Here is a 19,024-nt window from a genome sequence, read left to right on the forward strand (position 1 = left end):
ACACCACGAGTTCAACCTCAAGTAGAGGAGTTCGAGAGGCCGATGGAGAAGCAGCCGGCCGAAGACCGTGCGGCCCGAGGGGCCCTCAGGCCGCCATCAGCGCCGCCAGGGCGCGGTCCATCGCGGCGTTGAACTCCTCCGGCGTCAGCGGCAGTCGGGACTTGACGTCCCGGCTCCACTGGTCGGCGAGAACCTCGGCGGAGCCCGCCTCGACACCGTCGAGCGCCGCGTCGGCCAGGTCCGGCGGAGCGATCTTGTCCACTGGCCAGCCCGCCGCCATGTCGGTGTCGGCCAGGCCGAGGTGTACCGCTGTGACGAGCGTGCCCTGCTCGGCGAGTTCCAGGCGGACGCCGTTGGTCATGGCCCAGGCGGCGGCCTTGGTCAGGTGGTAGGCACTGGCGCCCTTGCCCCCGAACCACGACATGGCGGAGAGGATGTTGACGATCGCGCCCCCGCCGTTGCTGGCGAGCGCCGGCGCGAACTCCCGGATCATTCCCAGGTGGCCGAACATGTTGGTCTCCAGCTCGTGCCGCACCGTGTCCAGTGAACCGGTCACCAGGTCGGTCCCCGTGCTGATTCCCGCGTTGTTGATGAGGAGCGAGACGTCCGGGGCGGCCTCGACGGCGGCCCTCACGGAGGCGGGATCGGTGATGTCGAGGGGCAGCACCTCGACCCCGGGCAGGTCCACGGTCTCCGGTCGGCGGGCCGTCGCGTAGACCTTGCGGGCGCCCCGTTCGAGCAGGCGCTGGGCGAAGGCGCGGCCCAGGCCGCGGTTGGCTCCGGTGACAAGAGCGACGGAGTTGTTGATATCCATGGCCGGTACGCTAAAACCTGACGCTAGCGTCAGAGGCAAGTGCTGATCGTCAGGGCCAAGGGTGAGAGGAATCACCGTGACTGTCACAGGGGCCGCAGCCGAGCGATTGATCCGCATCGGCGAGGTGGCACGAGGTGCCGGCGTCTCAGTGCGCGCCGTGCGCTACTACGAGCAGCAAGGGCTGCTCATCGCGGAGCGCAGCCCGTCCGGCCAGCGCCTGTACCGGCAGGACGCCATCGCCCGGGTCCGCTTCTTCCAGCAGATGTACGCCGCCGGACTCACCAGCCGAAGGATCACCGAACTCATGCCGTGCTGGGACGCCGGGCACACCGACGCCGAGCAACGAGCCATGCTGCGCGCCGAGCGCGAACGCATCCAGGCCAAGATCGACGACCTGCAGGCCACCCTGGACCACCTCGACAAGGTCATCGCGATCACGGACACGCACCCCTAGGCGCAGTCGGCCAGACGCCTCATCAGCGATCTGACCTCGCTGCCTTGGTTGGGGCGAAGAGGAGTCGTTGAGGGGGAACTGTTGTCGGGCGGCCGACGCGATTTTCGGTGTTCGGGCAGGGCGGAGAGTCGCTGTACCAGTCGCGGCTCAGGGCAACGATCAGGTCGGTTGCCGCCGATCTGGGGATCAAGACCTGCTGACGTTCGGCGGTCAGCCCGCCCCATGGTGGATACCGCGTGCCTCCGGTGATACCGCGGCCGACGGCCAGCCGTCAGCCCCCGCGACACCACGAGTTCAACCTCAGTAACGCCCCCGGCCGCAGCCCTGTGGACCACAGTGCACGTTGCCCCGACCACGACCCGGCTGATCGGCGTCGAGCCCAGGTTGTGGATGGTCACAGAATCTTTGGTGCGATCAATGATCGCCACCAGAGTGGCCTTCTCTTCCCGCTCTCCCCGTCTGACGGACTCCTGGGCGATGTGTTGCCAAAGTGCGATGCCCGCGGCGGTGATGGCCAGCGCAAGGGTTCCGACAGCAGTCAGCGCTTCCAAGGGTCCCATTCGCTCACAGTAAGCGCCGCAAGGAGAGTTTCCTGTCGAGCTTCCATCGGTGTCCCGGTGTCCATCGCGACACGGCAGATGGAGTATTGGAACGGGATCCAGCGGTAGCCGCTGGTCACTCCGGTGACTGTGCGGGGCGGGGCAGAGTCGGCGCGCCGGCAGCCTCGCCGAGATCGTGGACGTGCTCGCCCCGCAGGGCCGCAGCCCCCCACTCGTTCCCGGTCGGCAGCCGCACGGGCCAGTGGCAGGGCTGAGTGCCCCGGCGGCCTTCCGGGGCGAAGTCCCCGCCAGCCCTCGAACCGGGGCTGCCGGCACGCCGTTAGGGTGCCGTCATGCTTCCGCACTGTCCCGGGTCGTCCCCCGCCGCCGAGCGGCAGGAATGGCAGCAGGCGCTGGTCACCTTGGGCTGCCAGTTGGCCGCTGTGGGGCCCCGACGGCACGACGACTGGCTGGTGGACGCCGCGGCGGTGCTCCAGTTCCGCACCCGCGATCCGCGCGGCTGGCTGCCGGACGCCCTTACCAATTGGGCGGAGCGCACCAGGCACTCCCCGTACTACCCCTTCGACCGGCTGGAGCCGCATCACCTCGACCACCATCTGGAACTGCTGACCCACGAGGCGGTGGTGGAACTGACCGCGCTGCACTGGGCCGCCACACCCTACGGCGGCGCCGAGCCGCCCGGCGCGTCCGACCCGGTGCGGCGGCGCCAACTGTGGTCGGCAGCCCGCACCCTCCTGGCCCGGTTCGGCCCCGACGCGGAGTACGCCACCAACGCCGAGGACCTCAGCGGTGGCACAGACCCCCACTGGTACCGCGACGGCTTCTCGCTCTCCTGCTTCGCGGGAGTGGACGCGCAGCGGGACGGTCTCATCACGGACTTCGGCATCCTGGCGGTCTCGGACACGGAGGTCGGCGCGTTCTGGAACTTCTTCGTCGACTGACCCCGTCGGCGTACTCAGCCGGTCAGGTGACCGATCAGTTCCGGGCCCGCCGGGTGGGGGCGTTCGGCCGGCGTGAAGTTCATGAGCACACATGGCGGGCCGTCAGCGACTGAAGCGACTCTGACCTCGGGTTACCGACCGACCCCACGTCCGTGTGTGCGGTTCAGGCGTCTCGGGCAAGGTAGGCCGCTGGCCGCATGCCATCCCAATCAGTCGATTGCCGGCTCTCAGACCCATCGTTGAACTGGGCGTGATCAGGACGGACGGGCACTGAGATGGGCAGGCAGAAGGCAAAGAAGCCGCGCTCGGCGGGTACGGCCCGTGCGACCAGAATCGCAGCCGCTGCTCGCTCTGTGTGAAGAGCGTCCAGCAGCGGGCTTTCTACCGTCTTTGGGCAGCCACAGAACCGCGCGCACCCGACACATGGCGTTCCTGGGACAGGAAGTACCGCGGCCACGAGGTCAGTGACGCGCAGCTCCGTTCGGACCTGGCTCTCTACGCCTCCGCGTACGGGCCCGAGGCCCCCGGTGAATGCTGTGCTGCAAATAGAGAGCGGTACATCGCAGTAGAGGCGGTGCCCTGGAAGGAACCGGGCAAGGCACAACAGGCCATCGACGGTCACAACCAAGGCAATTCACCCAGCGAGGACCGGTTCGGTCTCCACGGCCTGCTGGCAGGTCTGTGGGCCGACGACATGGCGACAACGGTGTCCTCTGTAGTCGAGTTGGGAGACGACTTCGTCACACAGGCCGTCGCCAGTGGCCTGGCCCGGCCCGGCCCGGCCTGGCAGGAGCCTTCCGGGGGGGTGGAAGCCGTTCCAGCGGCGAAAACTTCGATGAGCCGCCCCGAGCGGACCCGCAGCGGGAGATGACGGAGCGAAGGCCCGCCCGTGGCCTGGTTGCTCGCTTCGCTCGGCATGAGGCAGGTGTTGGCCGGAGCGGCGTGCAGCAGGCAGGCCGAGGGCTGGGCCTGACCCGGGTCGTCGCCTCGCCTGGAGAAGGCCCGGGTCCCGGACACGATGCCACCATCGACCGGCTCCGGTGATCCGCGGCTGACGCTCGCGAAGGACAGCGATACCAGCAGCGTGATCGGCATCGGCGTGCTGCTCTCGGTGGCAGGAGGCCAATGATGACCCCAGGTCTCAAGCCGTCCGTCCTTCCTCGTCAACGAACAACCCCGGCCGGTTATGACGCTTGGGAGCAACTGGCCTCCGGACAGCATCTTCCGCAGCAGCCTTCACCCGCGCCGAGAAGCGCTTCTCCCCCATCTGGCGCGTGGCGCTGGGCGAATGCGCCGTACGGACCGTCGGCGCCTCCACCCTGCCGGTGGACACCATGGTCCGGCTCGGCCCTCTCGTCCTCATCGCCGTACTGCTGCTCGCCTGCCCGCTCAGCATCCGTCTCCCCTCTGGCCGCTCGCCCCATGGCCCGGCTGCTGATCGCCGAGACGGAAGTGGGGAAGACGGCCGAACCGGCGCAGCTCGCCCAGGCGGATCACCGTGTCACCGGGAAGCTGCGGTCGTCCTTGCCCGCTGAGACCCGTGTATGACAGGGGACTGCTCCGCCGGGCGGTACCTGCCGGGCACCCGTCCGTCCGGAGCAGGAACCCCCTCAGAAGTGGTCTTCACCTTCCGTTTCGCAACCGGGAGTTTGACAACCGCGTCGCTCACCGTCAGGTTCGCGGCATGGACCGACGCCGGCTGCTTTCGCTCGCTCTCCCGGCGGTTGGCTTGACGGCCGTTCAGGCCGCGTGCGGTCGTCCGCGTCCTCAAGCGCGGCCGCGCGCCCTCGTCTACCGGGGTCCGGCGGCTTGCGAGGGCTGCTCGGAAGCGGTGGCGGCGCTGCTGCGCACAGCGCGGTCACGGCCGCGTGTGCAGTACTGCGGTCCTGGCGAAGATGTGCCGCTCACGGCGTCGGCACTGGCGGAGGCAGATGTCTATGCCCAACCGGGCGGTGGTGACGACGTGAAGGCCGCCTGGCGGGAGGTGCGCCCCTTCGCCGGCCCGCTCCGCCACTGGGTGCGGGGTGGAGGCCGCTACCTCGGCTTCTGTATGGGCGGCTACTTGGCCGGCCGCAGTCCCGGCTTCGGGCTGCTGCCCGGTGACACCGACGCGTACATCGCCTCCCGGGGGGCCTCGGTACACACCTCGGCCGACACGGTCGTCCCCATCCGCTGGCGTGGCCGACGGCGGCACATGTACTTCCAGGACGGGCCGTACTTCCGGTTGGCCGACAAGGCCGCAGCTTCGGTGATCGCCACGTACGACAACGGTCTACCGGCCGCGCTTCTTGCGCCCTTCGGACAGGGACAGGTCGCCGTCGTCGGGCCTCACCCGGAAGCCGACGCCACCTGGTACGCCGACCAGGGGCTGACCAACCCGGACGGAATCCGCTTCGACCTGGGCCATGATCTGGTGGCATCGGCCATGGCCGATGCCCCTTCCTGACCGGCCACGGCGCGGGCTCCGTGGCAGCCGGACCGGTCACCACACGACCCATCGGCAAGCTCAGGAGGCGAAGGTGCGGCGCACGACCCGTACGGCAGGATGCCACCGTGGTGCAGGTAGGCCAGCTCCTGAACTGAGAAAATCCGCAGCCGAAGGACCGTCTCAGTGCCGGGACCGGCCGCCCTGTTGACCGGACTGGACGACGCCCTGGCCGATACCCCCGGCCCCTACCGGCACCGGCCCGCTGGATGCCCGCCCGGCCACCGCCCGCGCCTTGTTCGACAAAAGCGCCTGGAACCGGCCCGAGCAGACCGCCCGCGCCCTGCTGGACGCCTACCCCGCCAGCCCCCGAGAAGTCCGCGACCGGCCCACAATCCGCAGCATCGTCCACGAACTCGCCGAGGGACACCCGCACACCATGGGCGTGCGGGAGCTCAGCACGGCCGTGACACGGGCCAACTAAACCTGGGAGATGGTCTACGCCCCAGGGGGACGCGCGGGCGCGGGGAGGAGACCCGCGACACGGCTGCGGACCAGGCGCTGCTCCACCGGTCTCCGCCCGCTGGAGCTGGAGTGATCAGAGGTAGCTTTGCAGCAGGCTGCCTCACAAGGGCCTTGGAGGGAAGGACCACCGCGACGGGGTACATTGACTTAGCTCGGCTCCACGCCGCGCATACGTGAGCAGATGGGACCGGGCACACTGGCTGGTGGCCGGGCCACGTGCAGCCACAGCCGCCCGGCCATCCCTTCTCCAGCCGGGGCGACCGGCAGCCGCTGCCCAGCCATCTCCTTCCGCGGTCAGGAGATGGTGTAGATCCTGAGGTGGCCCATCCGCTCATACTGGTCACCGTCGACGAGCCAGACGCCTGAACATCGCGGAAACCAAGTCGTGCCCCTCCAGGCAGTCGACGATCCGTTCCATGTCGGTGTTCGCGGTACGGCAGTACTCCTGATCCGTTCTCCGAAGGACGTCGCGCATCTCCGGGAAGTCCACGCCGGAAGTTTCCAGCTGCTGGCGGGAGAGGCGTGCGGGGATGAGAAGCCAGTTCCTTCGGGAGCAGTCGAAGACCCACTCGAGATGCTCTGGTGCGACCGCGGCGATACGGCGAAACAGCGCCGGCAGGTCGTCCGTGGGATTCGCGAACCGCCAGCCCATCAGGGGCACCTGCCAATACCCGTACAGAGAATGGGTGGGAGGCGCGAACCTGAGCCACTCCAACTCTCCGAACGCGCGCAGAGCAGTCTTCGCCCGTCGACCTTGTACTGACACGTTGCCTCCCCCCACTTGCCTCTCGCCCGCGTACACCGTGGCACGACGGTCCTCCGGTGGGAGGTGTGGAGCCTTGACCGGCAGGTCGGCGCCGGTTTGTCGGGCCGTGGCTCCACCGGACAGCGCAGGGCCGCTCCGGTGTGAGGTCGTGGCGTGATTGGTGGAGGAGCCACTGCGCTTCACTGGAGGGGCCCCCTACCAGCTTTCGTCAGACTCTGCACCTCGGCGTACCTGGGTGATCGTGGCGGGGACGGCAGTGCCGATTCCCCCCACCAGGAGCATCACGGCCCAGCCGAGCCGGGCGCTCCGTGCGGACTCACACACCAGATCGTCGCGGCCTGCATCTTCGGGGGAGATGACGGAGCCGCACGCCTCCGGCGGGAGGATCGTTGAATCCTCCACGTGGATACCGGTCAGCACTGCGGCGACCGCGCCGATAAGGAACGCTGCCGGGATGCTCCACAGCGCGGCCCGCGAGACCAGCTTCCTCAGCCACTCCGGTTTCCCCCTCCACCATTCCGGTATCACTCCGGGCTCCGGCGACGCCATCGGCAACCTCCCCTGCGTTCTGGGCACTTCGCGACGCCCCTCGTCCGAAGGCAGTGAACCAGGCGGCTGTCCTCACATGCAGAGACTTCACCCGTCACTCTCCGGCTCCTCAGTCAAGATGGCTTCCGCCCGGCTTCGAGAGCCACTGCGCCGGCACGGGACACGCACTCCCGCGCTTCCCTTCTCCGCTGCCCGGCGCCCGCATCGCCTGGTGCGGGGGGTCATCGGGCTGGCTTGCGTACGTCCTGTCGGATGCGGTCGACCTTCTGTGCGAAAGCCTCGATGTCGTAGTCCTTCGGGCTTTTGACCGCTGAGGCGGTATCGCCCGGGTCGCTGACGGAGGCGGCCGAGCCGGTGTCATCCCAGGCACACGTAGCAGTGACTACACGACGGCCCGAGCCTGAGTCCGGTACGACTACGCAGGTCAGGGGTTCTTCAGCCCCGGCTGGGGTGATGTGGTGCCGCTTGGGCGGGCTGGAGGTGTCGGAAGCATCCACCTGACCGTCGAGCATCTGGTCCGCGGAGCTGCCGTCTTCGGCGGCGCCGGAGTTGAAGCCGATGTAGAGGTAGCGCTCGTCGGCGGAGTCCGAGGCGTACCAGGCCACGTACTGAGTATCGCCCGGGCGAAGGTCGGGGTTCTGGTACTCGCGCTTGTCACTCAGATCCTCATCGAGCGCCAGCCGCCCGCCGTCCACGGTCTTGGGCAGCGAGATGTGGTAACTGCGTCCACCGCTCCCCCCATCCGCGCTCCCCCCTGAGCGGGCTTTCGACGTCCGCTGCTGGCCAAGGCCCGCGTAGACCGAGCCGACGACGAGGAGGGCCACCACGATGCCGACAGCCTTCCAGCCACCCCGGCTCGGCGGAGGCGGCGGAGGCGCGCCCCATCCACCGCCCGGCCGCCCGGGATAGGAGGGGTGGGCCGGGTATCCCGTATGCGGGGACTGGGGTGCGGGTGGGCTGTAGGGACCACCGCCGTGAGGCGGTATGGGCGGAACACCTGGCGGCTGCTGCGGAGGCGGGGGCGGGGGTGCAGTCATGATCGAACATCGTATCTGTACGCGTATACTCGAACGCGGGCAGTGCCGGGGCCCGGGTTGCCCCTCGTCATCCTCCCCCGGTGCCTTCCGCACCAGAAACCTGCGCCCACCGGTGGACGGCCGATACGCACAACCGCGCGGGATGACTGGTGCAATGGCCTCGGACGGGCGCGCCTGCTCACGATCGTGGCCTGCCTCTCCAGCAGTCTTGCTGAGCTCTGGGGGTGTGGCTCCGAGCATGGGAGCGCCGCCCTTTAAGCAGTGCGGCGGATCGGGATCACGTCTCACTGCTCCCGCTCGAAGTCGTCGCTATCCCATCCGGCGTCACGGCTGGGGGCCACCGGCCGGGCAGCCATGGTGGGCGCGCGGCGAGCGGCGGAGCCGGAGGCGGGGTCTGCGGCCCGGCTGGCCAGGGCGGCGCCTGGGTCTGCGGGGGGGCCGTGCCCGAACCGGCGACTGGACCCGGGGCCGGGGCCGGGTGGCCGGGTGGCCGGGGCCGAGCGTCCGGGTCGGATTCTGTGCGGTGTCAACCTGGGTGGGCGGCGGGGTCTGTGACGGGGCGGGCGCTGCCGCGGCGGTGGGAGATGTCCGCGGACACGGCGCACGGCAGCCAGTCCCCCGGCCGACGCAGTTGGGTGTCACCGGAGGCCGTCCGGCACATCCACAGGATGCCGTCGAGCCCGGGCCGGTCCTCCGACGCCTTGACCGGACAGTGGGTGACCAACTCCCGCAGCTCGTCCGGAATCCCCTCCAGCTCAGGCTCGGCATGCACGATGCGGTAGAGCACACCGTGCGAGGTGCCCTCACCGAAAGCCGGAGCCCTCCGGCGCCGTGTACGCCGCGATCTGGCTCAGCGCGAAGATGTCGGCGACCGCTCGCTCGGGGCGGATGCGGGGTCGTCCCGGCCCGGGGCCTGCTACGCGGATCTTGTCGATGACCGCTTCGGCCTGGGTCTTCCGGCACAACCGGAAGCGGCGATGCTCTGCCAAGGGGCTACCCTGAGCCGATGAGTGATCAACTCTTTGCCGAAGCACATCGGTTCCTGGACTGGGCACGAGAACATGGCGCGCATCTCGACGGCACTGACGAGAGTGTCTGGTTTGTTCAAGGAGTCCTCGAATCGATGTCGCAGGACACCGAAGAAGGGGCGTCACTGCGGGCGGTCAAGTGTTTGGCGTACTCGGTCTATCTCGCTGAGCTACTGGCCGACACCTGTCAAGGCGTTCGGTGCGTCATCGACGGTGAGGGCATGGACCTGCGCGCGGTGCTCGCCGTTCGCGAGGGCGGGGCCACGCAGTTCACACTGTCCTGGGTGCAGAGTTGCCTCGACGATCCGCAGGCCGACAACATCGGCTTCAAGTTCGCTGGGGCTCTTAGGGACCTCGGCGAGAAGCAGCGCGCCTCGCGTGTGTTCGAGCAATTGCAGAAGCACGTTAGTGATTGCTGAGAACGGCCTCACGCACGAGGGCGAGTTCCAGTCGGACCCACACCGGTCATAGCGGCCTGTCTGCACGCGTCGTCACAACTTCACCCTTCCTGACGAGCCCCTTCCTGACTCGTCAGCCTGTGCACCCGCACAGGCGCGGCGAGCACGGCCGGAACGAACGTCACCGCCCTGCCGACCGCTCCAACCCGCGAGGTTCTGCGATCACATCACTAGTGCCTGTCCGGCGGATCTTGTTGTGTGGGGTCGTGGCGGCGATGGTTCAGCTGGTCGGGCAATGGCTTCGCCGGGGCTGCTGCGCCACCACAGAAATCGCTCGTGATCGGGCGAGCATGAGTCATGGCCGTGTTTCCTTTCATCGTGGACACGGTCTGAATGGGAGCCTCATTCCGGGGGGGTTTCCATCGCGCCTGGCCGTACTCTCCGTTCATGGTCGGCACGACCCGGTGACGGGAGCCTCATTGCGGGAGGCTCCCGTCGCACCCCTCTACTGGGTCAGCTCACGACCGGAGCCAGAGGCGGATGGCGGCGAGGATGAGGGTGCCGGTCGTATCTCGTGGCCACGACGCGGAAGTTCTCGAAGACGTTGATCGTTCGAGGCGCCATGCCGGTGTGCTCGCAGCGCGCGGCGGTGCGCGCTCGCGGGCCGCGATGGCGCGCAAGATGGCCGACGCCCTCAAGATGCCCCAGCCGGCCACTGCCTGACCGGCTCCACGCCGCATGCGTGGACACGTGACCGCGCACACCGCCCGGCGGCCGGGCCCTGTGCAGCCGCAGCCGGGCCCGGCCGCCCCTTCGTCGCGCATGCTCATCCGTCGAAGGCCCTGCTTGCGAGTCGTAAGGGGTGCTGGTGACCGGACCGGACATGCCACCGGCAACCGAGCCGATGACTCCGGAATCGATGCTGCGCCGCTGGCCGACCGGCACCCAGAAGATGGGCTCCTCCATGGTGTTCTCGTCTTCACCGGCGACTTCGACGCCCGCGACCTGGACACCGCACAACGCACATTCCGGACTGCCACCCTGTCCTCAACGCTGATAGCGGGCTCGAGATCCACCCCGTCGGCCCGGGCGCGCCCACTCCCTGGCCCGATGACCGGTACCGGTGCCGTACGAAAGATCAGCGCGTGCTGCGGAACTGAAGACTGCCGGGGCTCATCCGCCTCTCAAGACCGGCCCCCATGCCGTCGTTGAACGAGGTGCTGATGGCCCTCGAGGAGCAGCCCACCGGCTCTGTCATCTACGCGGCCACACCCTGGAGGGCAGATTCCACGGTGGTGGTCGCGAGCTGGGACGCGCCGCCCGGCGGGCTGGCATATCTCCTGGAAGTGGAGCCCGCCCGCGACGTACTGGAGGTCTGGTCGGCATGGCGCGATGGCGCCTCCCCCAGTGCGCAGGAGCGGTGCGAGGCGGTGACTCACTACGCCGAGCATGACGCCTACCAGCCGGCATGAAGGGCGACCGGTCACAGCCCGCCGCGGCTTTGTCGGTCGCTTCCCCAGGGTGAGGCAGGCTCCGGCCAGGGGCGGTGGAGGTGCCGGACTGCCCTGGTCAGAAGGTTGTGGCTCTTCGTCGTCGGCAGGAGTGACGCAGGTTATGCGCACATACGCTTTCCGAGTCCAGGAGACACTGGTTGCGTGATTATCGAACGCGCGTATGTCCATCTCCCCTCGTACGACGAGGAAGCCTGGCCTTGGACGGTGCCCTGCGTCCGACAGCTGCTCAGCGAAGGACTGCGGTTCACCGCCCCAGTGACCTTTCTGGTCGGTGAGAACGGCTCGGGGAAGTCGACCCTGGTCGAGGCGCTGGCGGAGGGGTTCGGACTGGACTCCTACGGCGGCTCCCACGACTGGCGCTACGCTTCCCCGCGCGGCAAGTCGCCCCTCGGCGAGCGTATGAAATTCGACGCCGCCTCGGGGCGTGGGCGCCGTATGGTCACCAGCTGGTCAGCCCGCAAGGGCTTCTTCCTACGTGCCGAGACCGCGCTGGACGCCCTGGGCAGGGAGGGGTTCTCGCCGGACTATGTCAGCCATGGTGAGGGCTTTCTCGCGGCGTTCCGCGGGAAGTTCCTTCACGCCGGGCTCTATGTCCTCGACGAGCCGGAGGCAGCGCTCTCCTTCTCTTCGTGCCTCGAGCTGATCGGGCACATCGACCGATTGGCCAAGGAGGGCGGCCAGGTCATCTGTGCCACGCACTCCCCGATGCTGACCGCACTGCCGGGCGCGGACATCATCGAGGTCGGTGAGCACGGTATGCGGAGGGTCGCCTGGCGGGAGCTCGGCGTCGTGGATCACTGGCGCCGCTACCTCGCCGACCCGCACACCTATCTGCGGCACATCGTCGAACCGTAGGAGGTCCCCCCTTCAAGCCTCGTCACATGGGTGATGGAGATGACCCGGCGCCATTGACCCCGAAAGACCTGAGCACGCGCACCTGATCAAGCTCCAGCGGACATTCTTCGAGCGAGACGCCGAGCCGGCCGCAACACCGGGGACGACGCAGAACCGCTACGCGAGGCCGTGCGCCAGGCCGCGGTTGAGAAGATCGCCGCACTGAAGTCCCGGCGCATCTTCCGCAAGGCCCTATGCAGCCCCCAATCCCAACATCGTCAATGGGTGTAGCTCGTCTGCAGGGACGGGCTGATCTGGGAGAACGACCATGGCATGATGCGGCCCAATGGTAGGAAGAGACCGCGAGGCCGGGCGTCGTGCCGTCGACGGGCTGGTAGTACGCACCGGACGCAAGGATGATCTTCCTGAGCTGGTGCGGATCTACAACCACTACGTCACCCACTCGATCATCACTTTCGATACCCAACCGGTCACGGTAGAGAGCCGCTTGCAGTGGTTCGAAAGATTCTCCGACACGGGCCCGCACCAGCTGTTTGTGGCCACTACCGGCGATCGGGTACTCGGGTGCGCCTCAAGTAGTCCCTACCGGACGCATCCGGCCTTCGATCAAACGGTTGAACTGGGCGTCTACGTGGATCCCGATGCGCGGGCCGCTGGGATTGGTTCGGCACTGTACCGCGCCCTCATCGAAACGCTGCGCTCGCAGCCGGTCCATGTCGCGCTGGCGGGGATCGCACTTCCCAATGATGCTTCGGTGGCTCTGCACCGTAAGTTCGGCTTCACCGACGTGGGCACCTTCGAGGAGTACGCCACGAAGAACGGCGGTTACATCAGCTCGGTCTGGATGCAACTGCGGCTGCCACCTTCGGGCTGACCCTGAAGGGGTACTCCAGATCGTGCGGCGGTGCGGCTTTTGACCTCAGGGCCGGTCGCACCAGGAGACCGCAGCGATCCGCCAGCCATCGGGGGTGAGTACGAACTGCATCGTCTTCGTCCCGTCGCCTTCGAAGGGCACGCCGTCGAGGATCCCGGATTTCCGGTACTCGCTGAACCGCGATGCGATGGCGCCGACGGTCTCGGTGCGCTCTGCAGTCTCCCACTCGTTGAAGTTCACCAGTCGGCCCTCGGCCAGCAGTTGTTGGCGTGGCTCGATGAATTCCTCCACGGTGTACACCGTGAACTCCGGCCCTGCCTTGATGAGGACGCCCCCAGGCACTACCAGTCGGCGGACCCGATCCACATCTGCGGCCTTGCCGCCCCTGTTGTCGAACGCACTGAAGAACTCGGCGGCGACGCCGTCGATCTCGGCCTTGGACATACTGGGACCGTAGCACCGGCACCGGTGCGTCCTTGCGCGATGTGTGCGGCTCTCCCGAGTGACGGTCGAATTCAGGTGGTCAGGTCGTATTCGGCCTGGTCGGGGGCGGGGTTGAGGCGTTCGTGTTCGCGGGCGAGGTGGTGGGTCCAGTACTCGGGGAAGTCGTCGTTTTCGGACCTCCGTCCCACTCCAGCGGTGCAACGTGCGCCACCATTTGACGACCCCTGCGCCATACGAAATGCTCCAGGGCTTTCTGCTGCGAATTTTGTCCGTCAGGGTCCGGATACGCTCCTTCAACTGCCGAACGGTCCGGTCAGCGATGAAGGTGTGGACGTGCCATGTGCTTTTTCCACGCTTGCGGCGCCACTAGATGTGGAACCCCAAGTCGGAGCCGTCCACCATGTGAACCACGCGGGTCTTGACCGGTGACAGCATAAGCCGAGCGGTCTGATCACTTCGGCGATGTCCTCAGGTTCTCCGCGTCGCTTTTTCGCGGCCATTGGCCATCACAACGAAATCGTCCGCTTGTGCCGCATTGGGGTTATGCCGACCGCACGGGCGGGAGCATGCTGAGCGTGGCGCCTCGGCCTGAAACGGTGGACATAATCCATGTCACCGCCGCGGACTTCCCTGCCCCCGAGCCCACCGCCGAGGAGATCGCCGCCTACTGCCAGGGCTGGGACCTCGCGGGAGCCCGGGCGTAGCGGGGTTCGAGCCCGGCAGTGCGAGTGCCGGGCTCCCTGTCTGTGCCCGTCCTTACCCCTGCTGCCGCTTTATGAAGGGGTACATATGTCCGAGACCGAGGCCAGGTGCGGGCCATCACCGATCCGGCACGGCGGCTTCGTGCCGCCTCCGAGGCACGCAAGGAGGCCGGCCGAAGCTGGATGGAGGTCTAACTGGATTCTCTGGCCGAGCTGGTGAACGCCCACGGTGGCGTCGACAAGCACGGCGCCGTGGCAGCTGCCGGCCGGGAGCCGGGCATCTCGCGGGATGCGGTCATCAAACGGCTGCACAAGCTGGAGACTCCATCCCCAGCCGGGCAGAGCCGGAGGGCGAGCCCGCACTCCACTTCGGTGACGCGGAGGAGGCCCGGGGGGGCACACTGCTGGGATTGGGCGCTCTCACAGCAGGAGCCGGATGACTGGCGTGACCCCCGGTGCGCGGCGCCCTGAACGCGCTCTCCCCGCGGCAGGTGCAGGTAGGCGAGTTCACCGGCCTGTCCCTGGACCCGCTCGACCGCCTGCACAGCACCACCTGCGCAACCGCCATCGACGTCCACGTGCCCGTATGGGAGGAGACCGTCACCTACCTCGCCGATCTAGTGCCACAACAGGCAATGTTCGCCCGGCCTTGATCGTGCGCTGTGGACACCCAGAGGTGCCGGTAGCCGGATCGTCCTGGCTCAACCTGGTGGAGCGGTGGTTCGCCGAGCTCACCACGAAGAAGCTCCGCCGTGGCGTCCACCGCTCCGTCCAGGCCCTCGAACGCGACATCCGCAACTGGCTCGCCGACTGGAACGCACACCCACGACCGTTCATCTGGACCAAGACCGCCGACGAGATCCTCGGCAAGGTCGCCGCATACTGCCGACGAATCTCCGACTCAGGACACTAGTGCCGAATCAGCCCACGTTCGCCCTGTAGTGCCTCAGCTCGCGGATGGCACATGTCTCGGCGAACGCGACGTCTGAAATCCGCGAGCATGCTCGCGGTCGGTCGGGCGAGAATCCGCTCATGATCGCTGAAGCGCAGGGAATCCGCATCCGGCACCGCGGGTATGAACCGCAGGTCCATCCCACCGCCTACGTTGCCCCGACGGCCACGCTCGTTGGTGATGTCCGCGTGGGGCCGAGGGCGCGGGTGATGTACGGTGCGGTGCTCGATGCCGAGGGGTCTCGGATCGAAGTCGGGGAGGCGGCAGTGATCTGCGAGAACGCGGTGTTGCGCGGGTCTGCGGTCGCCGGCGATCAGCCGGTGCTTGTCGACGATCACGTCTTCGTGGGGCCGCATGCCACGCTGCTGGGCTGCGAGGTCGGCAGGTGCGTCTATGTGGCGACCTCGGCGACGGTCCTGCAATGCGCACGGTTGGGGGCCGGCTCGGTTGTCGCTGTCGGCGCGCTCGTCCATGCGCACACCGTTTTGCCGGACGAGTACTTCGTGCCGCCGCACACCGTGGCGCTTGACGCGCCAGTGCGGCTGCTGGCCGCTGGCGATTCGGGCCTGGCCGAGGCCGTCAGGCAGGTGGGCTTCGCGCAGGTGGCGTTCGGCGTCGACGCGGAGTGGACCGACCGGATCAGCCGGTACGAGCACATCGCGGAGGTGCGCGTCGCCGAGTTCGGCACGCACGCGGACGATGAGGTTCTGAATCTCGGCTAGCGCCGCATCAGCGGCCCATGTGCTGTGGTGAGGTGACTCGCCGTCCGGATTCCACGTCGGCGGCGCGCGTCCGGCAAGCTGTGCCGGTGTGGCAGAGCGCGTGCGGGTCCGTGAGATCGATGACGACGAGGGCAGGCGGCTGCTGCGGATCATCCGCAGGGGCACCGGGTCGGTGGTGACCTGGTGCCGGGCGCAGATGGTGCTGTTATCCGCGCAGAGCATGCCCGTGGCGAAGATCCTCGAGGTGACGCGCGGACCGCCGGGATGTGATCCACAACTTCAACGCTGACGGCTGCGACTCGCTCCATCCGAAGTACGCGGGCGGGCGGCCGAGGACCTTCACCCTGCCCGAGCGCCGGGAGATCAAGAAGATCGCCAAGTCCAAGCCGGCCGAGCACGGCCTTCCGTTCTCGACTTGGAGCCTGGCCAAGCTGGCCGACTTCCTGGTCGCCCAGGGGGTACGTCATCAGCCACGAGGGCCTGCGGGCCCTGCACTGACGGGGCGATCGAGACCCAGTAAAGGTCAGGGCCAGCGAGTTGTTCTTCCAGACCCGTCCGGTCGTCCCATGAAGCGGGGCACCGCCAGGCCCACCCCGGCCCGTCGAGGCCCTGAAAGAGACTGCGGGCCCCGCTTCAGCAAGCACCGTTCCTCGTGGTGGCGGTCGGTGCCGGGAAAGCCGCAGAGTACGCCCGGGCCCTTGAGCCGTTTGACAAGCACCGGCCCCGGCACCGTTCACCACCACGAGGCCGAACGCAGCTACCGCATCCAGTCCGACGATCGATCGTTGAAGTCCGTGGTCCGAGCCGCTCGCGGGGATCACCTCTCATCAAGCCTGGAGCCAGCCGAGCTCCCGAGCAGACCGAGGGCCCCACGGGTCGCTGGGGTCACGAACGGCTAATCGGATGCTGGGCCATCGAGCCCTTCCATTAGCGAGACGCGTGCCCCGCACAGCTGCGACCAGCAGCAACACACCCTGACCGAGAGGACGACAGCGACACGATGACCGTAAGCTGCGGGAGCGACTGGGCCAGCGACCACCACGATGTTGCCCTGGTCGACCACGAGGGAACATTGCTGGCCAGAGCCCGGATCACCGATGACGCCGCGGGCATGCAACAGCTTCTGGACCGTTCAGGCAGTCGGCGAGAGAGTGTCGAGTAGGACGCGCAGCCGGAGACGAGCTCCTGGTCAGGTGCGCCTGGTCAGGACACCTCGGCAGCTGGGGACGTCTACCGCCCTACCTGCCGCTTCCAGCCCGAGGACCCCGCCTACAGCGGCCGGTGGCCGACGGAGAGACCGCAGATCTCCGCTACCGGGAATCGGTCGGCGTCTACGGCAGCAACCCCCAAACCGTCATCACCTGACCCGCCTCACACTGGAGCGTGTAGAGGTCCTCCGCCTGTGGCCACCGGATGGCGACCCCGCCGCCGAGGTCCCGGGCACCCGGAACGCGGAAACACCAGCTGCCTCCCGCTGGGACCGGGGAAGGACACACCACAGGACGGGGCGCCACGAGCGTGAGGGAGACAGGTAGTCCCGGACAAGCGGTTGACCAGCACGTCGATGACAGCGGCGAACTCCGCCTCATCGTCAATGTTCGCGACCCCGCTGCCCTGCGGTCGCACCCGCGCAGGCGGCAGCAACGGCCTCGCCAACTCCCACAAGCCATCCGGAAGACCCACCCCCACCGTCCACCCCCCACGACCAGCACAACGGCCAACCGGCCATGTATGACGCGCTCTAAGAACTCCTAACGAAATGATCTCCGAGGTGGTTGGATCACTCCGAGACGCATTGATTCGGAAGTGCGGGGTGGCGCGGGCGAAGCCGTGGGAACTGTCATCCGTGATCACGGCCAGCCGCAGCCGGGGCGACCCATCCCTGCCCATGCCACCACGGTACGAGTCGACTCGACCCCATGGAGGGTCGCTATCTGTACGGGCAGTGGCAGGGCATTCCGCTTCCCTGCGATCTGATGAGAGAGCTCCTGCCTGCCGACCCACGCATGGTTGGGCCGTACCGTCTGCTGGCCCGCCTGGGTGGTGGAGGGATAGGCCAAGTGTTCCTGGGGCGTTCTCGTGGTGGACGGGTTGTCGCAGTGAAGCTGGTGCGACCGGAACTCGCGGAGCATGTGCAGTTCCGCCAACGGTTTGCCCGGGAGGTACAAGCCGCTCGACGCGTCGGGGGTTTCTACACTGCGCAGGTGGTGGACGCGGACACCGAAGCCATCCCTCCGTGGCTGGTCACCTCCTATATTTCTGGTCCGACGCTGCGTGAAGCGATCGTAAAATGCGGCCCGCTGCGCCCCGATGTCGTCGCGGCACTGGGAGCGGGCCTCGCCGAGGGGCTGAAGGCGATTCACGCCTGCGATGTGGTGCACCGTGATCTGAAGCCCGGGAACGTGATCCTCGCCGGGGACGGGCCCCGCATAATCGACTTCGGAATCGCCGGTGCGCTCGATGGCGGCTCGCACCTCACGCAGACGGGAGTGATAGGCACTCCGGGCTTCATGTCTCCCGAGCAGATCCGAGGTCGGGAGATCGGGCCGGCCAGCGACACCTTCTGCCTCGCCGCGGTCCTGGCCTACGCCGCCACCGGGCGAGGCCCCTTCGGAGACGGCCCGACCGAAGCCGTCATCTACTGCGTCGTCCACGACGAACCCGACCTCTCCGGCCTCCCCGCAGAGCTCGCCGCGCTGGTCTCCGCGGGCCTTGCCAAAGGCCCGGATGACCGGCCCGGCGTCACGGAGGTCCTGGACCGGTGTGCTGAGCTCGCCGGGTCCACCGGACTGCGCCTTCCGACCGAAGTCACCGAGATGATCGACAAGCAGGTGGCGGAGACCCAGGAACTGACCGCCCAGACCATCCCTCATCCGACGGCACCCTCCGAAGAACCTACGCTCGAAGCCACCACTCCAACTCCCCGATCGATTCGGGCAATCGCGCAGAACAAGACGTCCGCCGGCCCTGCCTCGGTAATCCTGCCGTGGCTTCCGGGGAGGACAGCCGGCGCTGAAGACAGCGCGGATGTGGTCCGGGTCGGCCTCGTCGTCGAGGAGGATGGCTGCGCACAGGCCGTCGGACAGTGCGACGAAGGCTTCAACCGCATCGGGGTCGTCGGTCTGTGTTCGGGCAAGTTCCGCGACGTTGTCGCGCCGGCGTCGTGCTACTGGTCGTAGGGCGGGTCTGCTAGCCGCCAGGGTCGACAGCTCCCGTTCGGCGAGTGCACGCTCCCGGCCCGGGCCACCGGATTCCGCGATGAGTTGAGCGAGACCGTCGAGTGGGTTGTCGTCGGATGTGATGAGTTGACGGATGCGGGTGGGTGTACTCATCCGTGACGCTGGTCAGGGCGGCGACCAACAGGTCGTCCACAGTCGCGAAGTAGTAGGGCGGACCTGGATCCGACAGCGACAGAGACGCGTTTCGCGCCGGCTGACTTCGCCCGGTCGGTGGCCTTGGCGGACT

Annotated in this window: 19 protein-coding genes and 4 pseudogenes; 15 read left to right on the forward strand and 8 right to left on the reverse strand. The window is 67.8% G+C overall.

Annotated features, from left to right (window positions below; all coding sequences use genetic code 11):
- Positions 1–85: 85 nt before the first annotated feature.
- Positions 86–814 (reverse strand): SDR family oxidoreductase, encoded by a 729-nt coding sequence (locus ACQEU8_RS00470; protein WP_433095676.1) that lies wholly within the window; start codon positions 812–814, stop codon positions 86–88.
- Between the two features lie 76 nt (positions 815–890).
- Here ACQEU8_RS00470 and ACQEU8_RS00475 point away from each other — a divergent pair, with 76 nt between their 5' ends.
- From ACQEU8_RS00475 to ACQEU8_RS00495, 5 genes are all read left to right on the forward strand, one after another.
- Positions 891–1,268: a MerR family transcriptional regulator gene (locus ACQEU8_RS00475; RefSeq protein WP_433095677.1), complete on the forward strand. Its 378-nt coding sequence runs from the start codon at positions 891–893 to the stop codon at positions 1,266–1,268.
- A gap of 892 nt (positions 1,269–2,160) precedes the next feature.
- Entirely contained in the window at positions 2,161–2,769 is a 609-nt protein-coding gene (locus ACQEU8_RS00480) for a hypothetical protein (protein WP_433095678.1), read from the forward strand.
- A 574-nt stretch (positions 2,770–3,343) separates the two neighbouring features.
- Positions 3,344–3,640: a hypothetical protein gene (locus ACQEU8_RS00485; RefSeq protein WP_433095679.1), complete on the forward strand. Its 297-nt coding sequence runs from the start codon at positions 3,344–3,346 to the stop codon at positions 3,638–3,640.
- A 1,026-nt stretch (positions 3,641–4,666) separates the two neighbouring features.
- Positions 4,667–5,215 (forward strand): BPL-N domain-containing protein, encoded by a 549-nt coding sequence (locus ACQEU8_RS00490; protein WP_433095680.1) that lies wholly within the window; start codon positions 4,667–4,669, stop codon positions 5,213–5,215.
- A gap of 274 nt (positions 5,216–5,489) precedes the next feature.
- Positions 5,490–5,678 carry a hypothetical protein gene (locus ACQEU8_RS00495; protein WP_433095681.1) on the forward strand — a complete coding sequence of 63 codons (189 nt, stop codon included), beginning with the start codon at positions 5,490–5,492 and terminating at the stop codon, positions 5,676–5,678.
- A gap of 381 nt (positions 5,679–6,059) precedes the next feature.
- On the opposite strand, the gene ACQEU8_RS00500 is transcribed toward ACQEU8_RS00495, so the two are convergent.
- From ACQEU8_RS00500 to ACQEU8_RS00520, 5 genes are all read right to left on the reverse strand, one after another.
- Complete coding sequence (locus tag ACQEU8_RS00500; RefSeq protein ID WP_433095682.1) at positions 6,060–6,371, reverse strand: hypothetical protein; 312 nt, start codon at positions 6,369–6,371, stop codon at positions 6,060–6,062.
- Between the two features lie 309 nt (positions 6,372–6,680).
- Positions 6,681–7,034 (reverse strand): hypothetical protein, encoded by a 354-nt coding sequence (locus tag ACQEU8_RS00505; protein ID WP_433095683.1) that lies wholly within the window; start codon positions 7,032–7,034, stop codon positions 6,681–6,683.
- Positions 7,035–7,255: 221 nt separating this feature from the next.
- Entirely contained in the window at positions 7,256–7,861 is a 606-nt protein-coding gene (locus tag ACQEU8_RS00510) for a hypothetical protein (protein WP_433095684.1), read from the reverse strand.
- Between the two features lie 736 nt (positions 7,862–8,597).
- Positions 8,598–8,858 (reverse strand): hypothetical protein, encoded by a 261-nt coding sequence (locus ACQEU8_RS00515; RefSeq protein ID WP_433095685.1) that lies wholly within the window; start codon positions 8,856–8,858, stop codon positions 8,598–8,600.
- A gap of 16 nt (positions 8,859–8,874) precedes the next feature.
- Positions 8,875–9,060: a hypothetical protein gene (locus ACQEU8_RS00520; protein ID WP_433095686.1), complete on the reverse strand. Its 186-nt coding sequence runs from the start codon at positions 9,058–9,060 to the stop codon at positions 8,875–8,877.
- A 17-nt stretch (positions 9,061–9,077) separates the two neighbouring features.
- On the opposite strand from ACQEU8_RS00520, the gene ACQEU8_RS00525 reads away from it, so the two are divergent.
- From ACQEU8_RS00525 to ACQEU8_RS00540, 4 genes are all read left to right on the forward strand, one after another.
- A complete protein-coding gene (locus tag ACQEU8_RS00525; RefSeq protein WP_433095687.1) occupies positions 9,078–9,518 on the forward strand; it encodes a hypothetical protein in 441 nt (146 codons plus the stop codon).
- 1,178 nt (positions 9,519–10,696) lie between these two features.
- Positions 10,697–10,969: a hypothetical protein gene (locus ACQEU8_RS00530; RefSeq protein WP_433095688.1), complete on the forward strand. Its 273-nt coding sequence runs from the start codon at positions 10,697–10,699 to the stop codon at positions 10,967–10,969.
- 183 nt (positions 10,970–11,152) lie between these two features.
- Positions 11,153–11,866 carry an AAA family ATPase gene (locus tag ACQEU8_RS00535; RefSeq protein WP_433095689.1) on the forward strand — a complete coding sequence of 238 codons (714 nt, stop codon included), beginning with the start codon at positions 11,153–11,155 and terminating at the stop codon, positions 11,864–11,866.
- Positions 11,867–12,191: 325 nt separating this feature from the next.
- Positions 12,192–12,740 carry an N-acetyltransferase family protein gene (locus tag ACQEU8_RS00540; RefSeq protein WP_433095690.1) on the forward strand — a complete coding sequence of 183 codons (549 nt, stop codon included), beginning with the start codon at positions 12,192–12,194 and terminating at the stop codon, positions 12,738–12,740.
- 45 nt (positions 12,741–12,785) lie between these two features.
- Here ACQEU8_RS00540 and ACQEU8_RS00545 read toward each other — a convergent pair whose 3' ends face one another.
- A complete protein-coding gene (locus ACQEU8_RS00545) occupies positions 12,786–13,184 on the reverse strand; it encodes a DUF4440 domain-containing protein (RefSeq protein WP_433095691.1) in 399 nt (132 codons plus the stop codon).
- A 1,156-nt stretch (positions 13,185–14,340) separates the two neighbouring features.
- Between ACQEU8_RS00545 and ACQEU8_RS00550 the strand changes: the two genes are divergently transcribed.
- From ACQEU8_RS00550 to ACQEU8_RS00575, 6 genes and pseudogenes are all read left to right on the forward strand, one after another.
- Positions 14,341–14,538 carry a hypothetical protein gene (locus ACQEU8_RS00550; RefSeq protein ID WP_433095692.1) on the forward strand — a complete coding sequence of 66 codons (198 nt, stop codon included), beginning with the start codon at positions 14,341–14,343 and terminating at the stop codon, positions 14,536–14,538.
- An 11-nt stretch (positions 14,539–14,549) separates the two neighbouring features.
- A pseudogene (locus ACQEU8_RS00555) lies at positions 14,550–14,798 on the forward strand (IS630 family transposase); the annotation flags it as partial.
- A 119-nt stretch (positions 14,799–14,917) separates the two neighbouring features.
- Entirely contained in the window at positions 14,918–15,559 is a 642-nt protein-coding gene (locus tag ACQEU8_RS00560) for a gamma carbonic anhydrase family protein (protein WP_433095693.1), read from the forward strand.
- 88 nt (positions 15,560–15,647) lie between these two features.
- Positions 15,648–16,051: pseudogene (locus ACQEU8_RS00565) on the forward strand (helix-turn-helix domain-containing protein); the annotation flags it as partial.
- Between the two features lie 508 nt (positions 16,052–16,559).
- Positions 16,560–16,718, forward strand: a pseudogene (locus ACQEU8_RS00570) (IS110 family transposase); the annotation flags it as partial.
- Between the two features lie 847 nt (positions 16,719–17,565).
- A complete protein-coding gene (locus ACQEU8_RS00575; RefSeq protein WP_433102073.1) occupies positions 17,566–18,738 on the forward strand; it encodes a serine/threonine-protein kinase in 1,173 nt (390 codons plus the stop codon).
- On the opposite strand, the pseudogene ACQEU8_RS00580 reads toward ACQEU8_RS00575, so the two are convergent.
- Positions 18,634–18,891 (reverse strand): annotated as a pseudogene (locus ACQEU8_RS00580) (TetR family transcriptional regulator); the annotation flags it as partial. The gene ACQEU8_RS00575 and the pseudogene ACQEU8_RS00580 overlap by 105 nt on opposite strands.
- Positions 18,892–19,024: the final 133 nt, after the last annotated feature.

The sequence above is a fragment of the Streptomyces sp. CA-250714 genome (assembly GCF_050936705.1).
In the GTDB taxonomy this organism is placed as follows: Bacteria; Actinomycetota; Actinomycetes; order Streptomycetales; family Streptomycetaceae; genus Streptomyces.

Excerpts from the sequence above, each read along its gene's own strand:
- ACQEU8_RS00470 (WP_433095676.1), bottom strand. The coding sequence starts at position 814 with ATGGATATCAACAACTCCGTCGCTCTTGTCACCGGAGCCAACCGCGGC.
- ACQEU8_RS00480 (WP_433095678.1), top strand. The coding sequence starts at position 2,161 with ATGCTTCCGCACTGTCCCGGGTCGTCCCCCGCCGCCGAGCGGCAGGAA.
- ACQEU8_RS00500 (WP_433095682.1), bottom strand. The coding sequence starts at position 6,371 with ATGGGCTGGCGGTTCGCGAATCCCACGGACGACCTGCCGGCGCTGTTT.
- ACQEU8_RS00505 (WP_433095683.1), bottom strand. The coding sequence starts at position 7,034 with ATGGCGTCGCCGGAGCCCGGAGTGATACCGGAATGGTGGAGGGGGAAA.
- ACQEU8_RS00525 (WP_433095687.1), top strand. The coding sequence starts at position 9,078 with ATGAGTGATCAACTCTTTGCCGAAGCACATCGGTTCCTGGACTGGGCA.
- ACQEU8_RS00530 (WP_433095688.1), top strand. The coding sequence starts at position 10,697 with ATGCCGTCGTTGAACGAGGTGCTGATGGCCCTCGAGGAGCAGCCCACC.
- ACQEU8_RS00540 (WP_433095690.1), top strand. The coding sequence starts at position 12,192 with ATGGTAGGAAGAGACCGCGAGGCCGGGCGTCGTGCCGTCGACGGGCTG.
- ACQEU8_RS00545 (WP_433095691.1), bottom strand. The coding sequence starts at position 13,184 with ATGTCCAAGGCCGAGATCGACGGCGTCGCCGCCGAGTTCTTCAGTGCG.
- ACQEU8_RS00560 (WP_433095693.1), top strand. The coding sequence starts at position 14,918 with ATGATCGCTGAAGCGCAGGGAATCCGCATCCGGCACCGCGGGTATGAA.
- ACQEU8_RS00575 (WP_433102073.1), top strand. The coding sequence starts at position 17,566 with ATGGTTGGGCCGTACCGTCTGCTGGCCCGCCTGGGTGGTGGAGGGATA.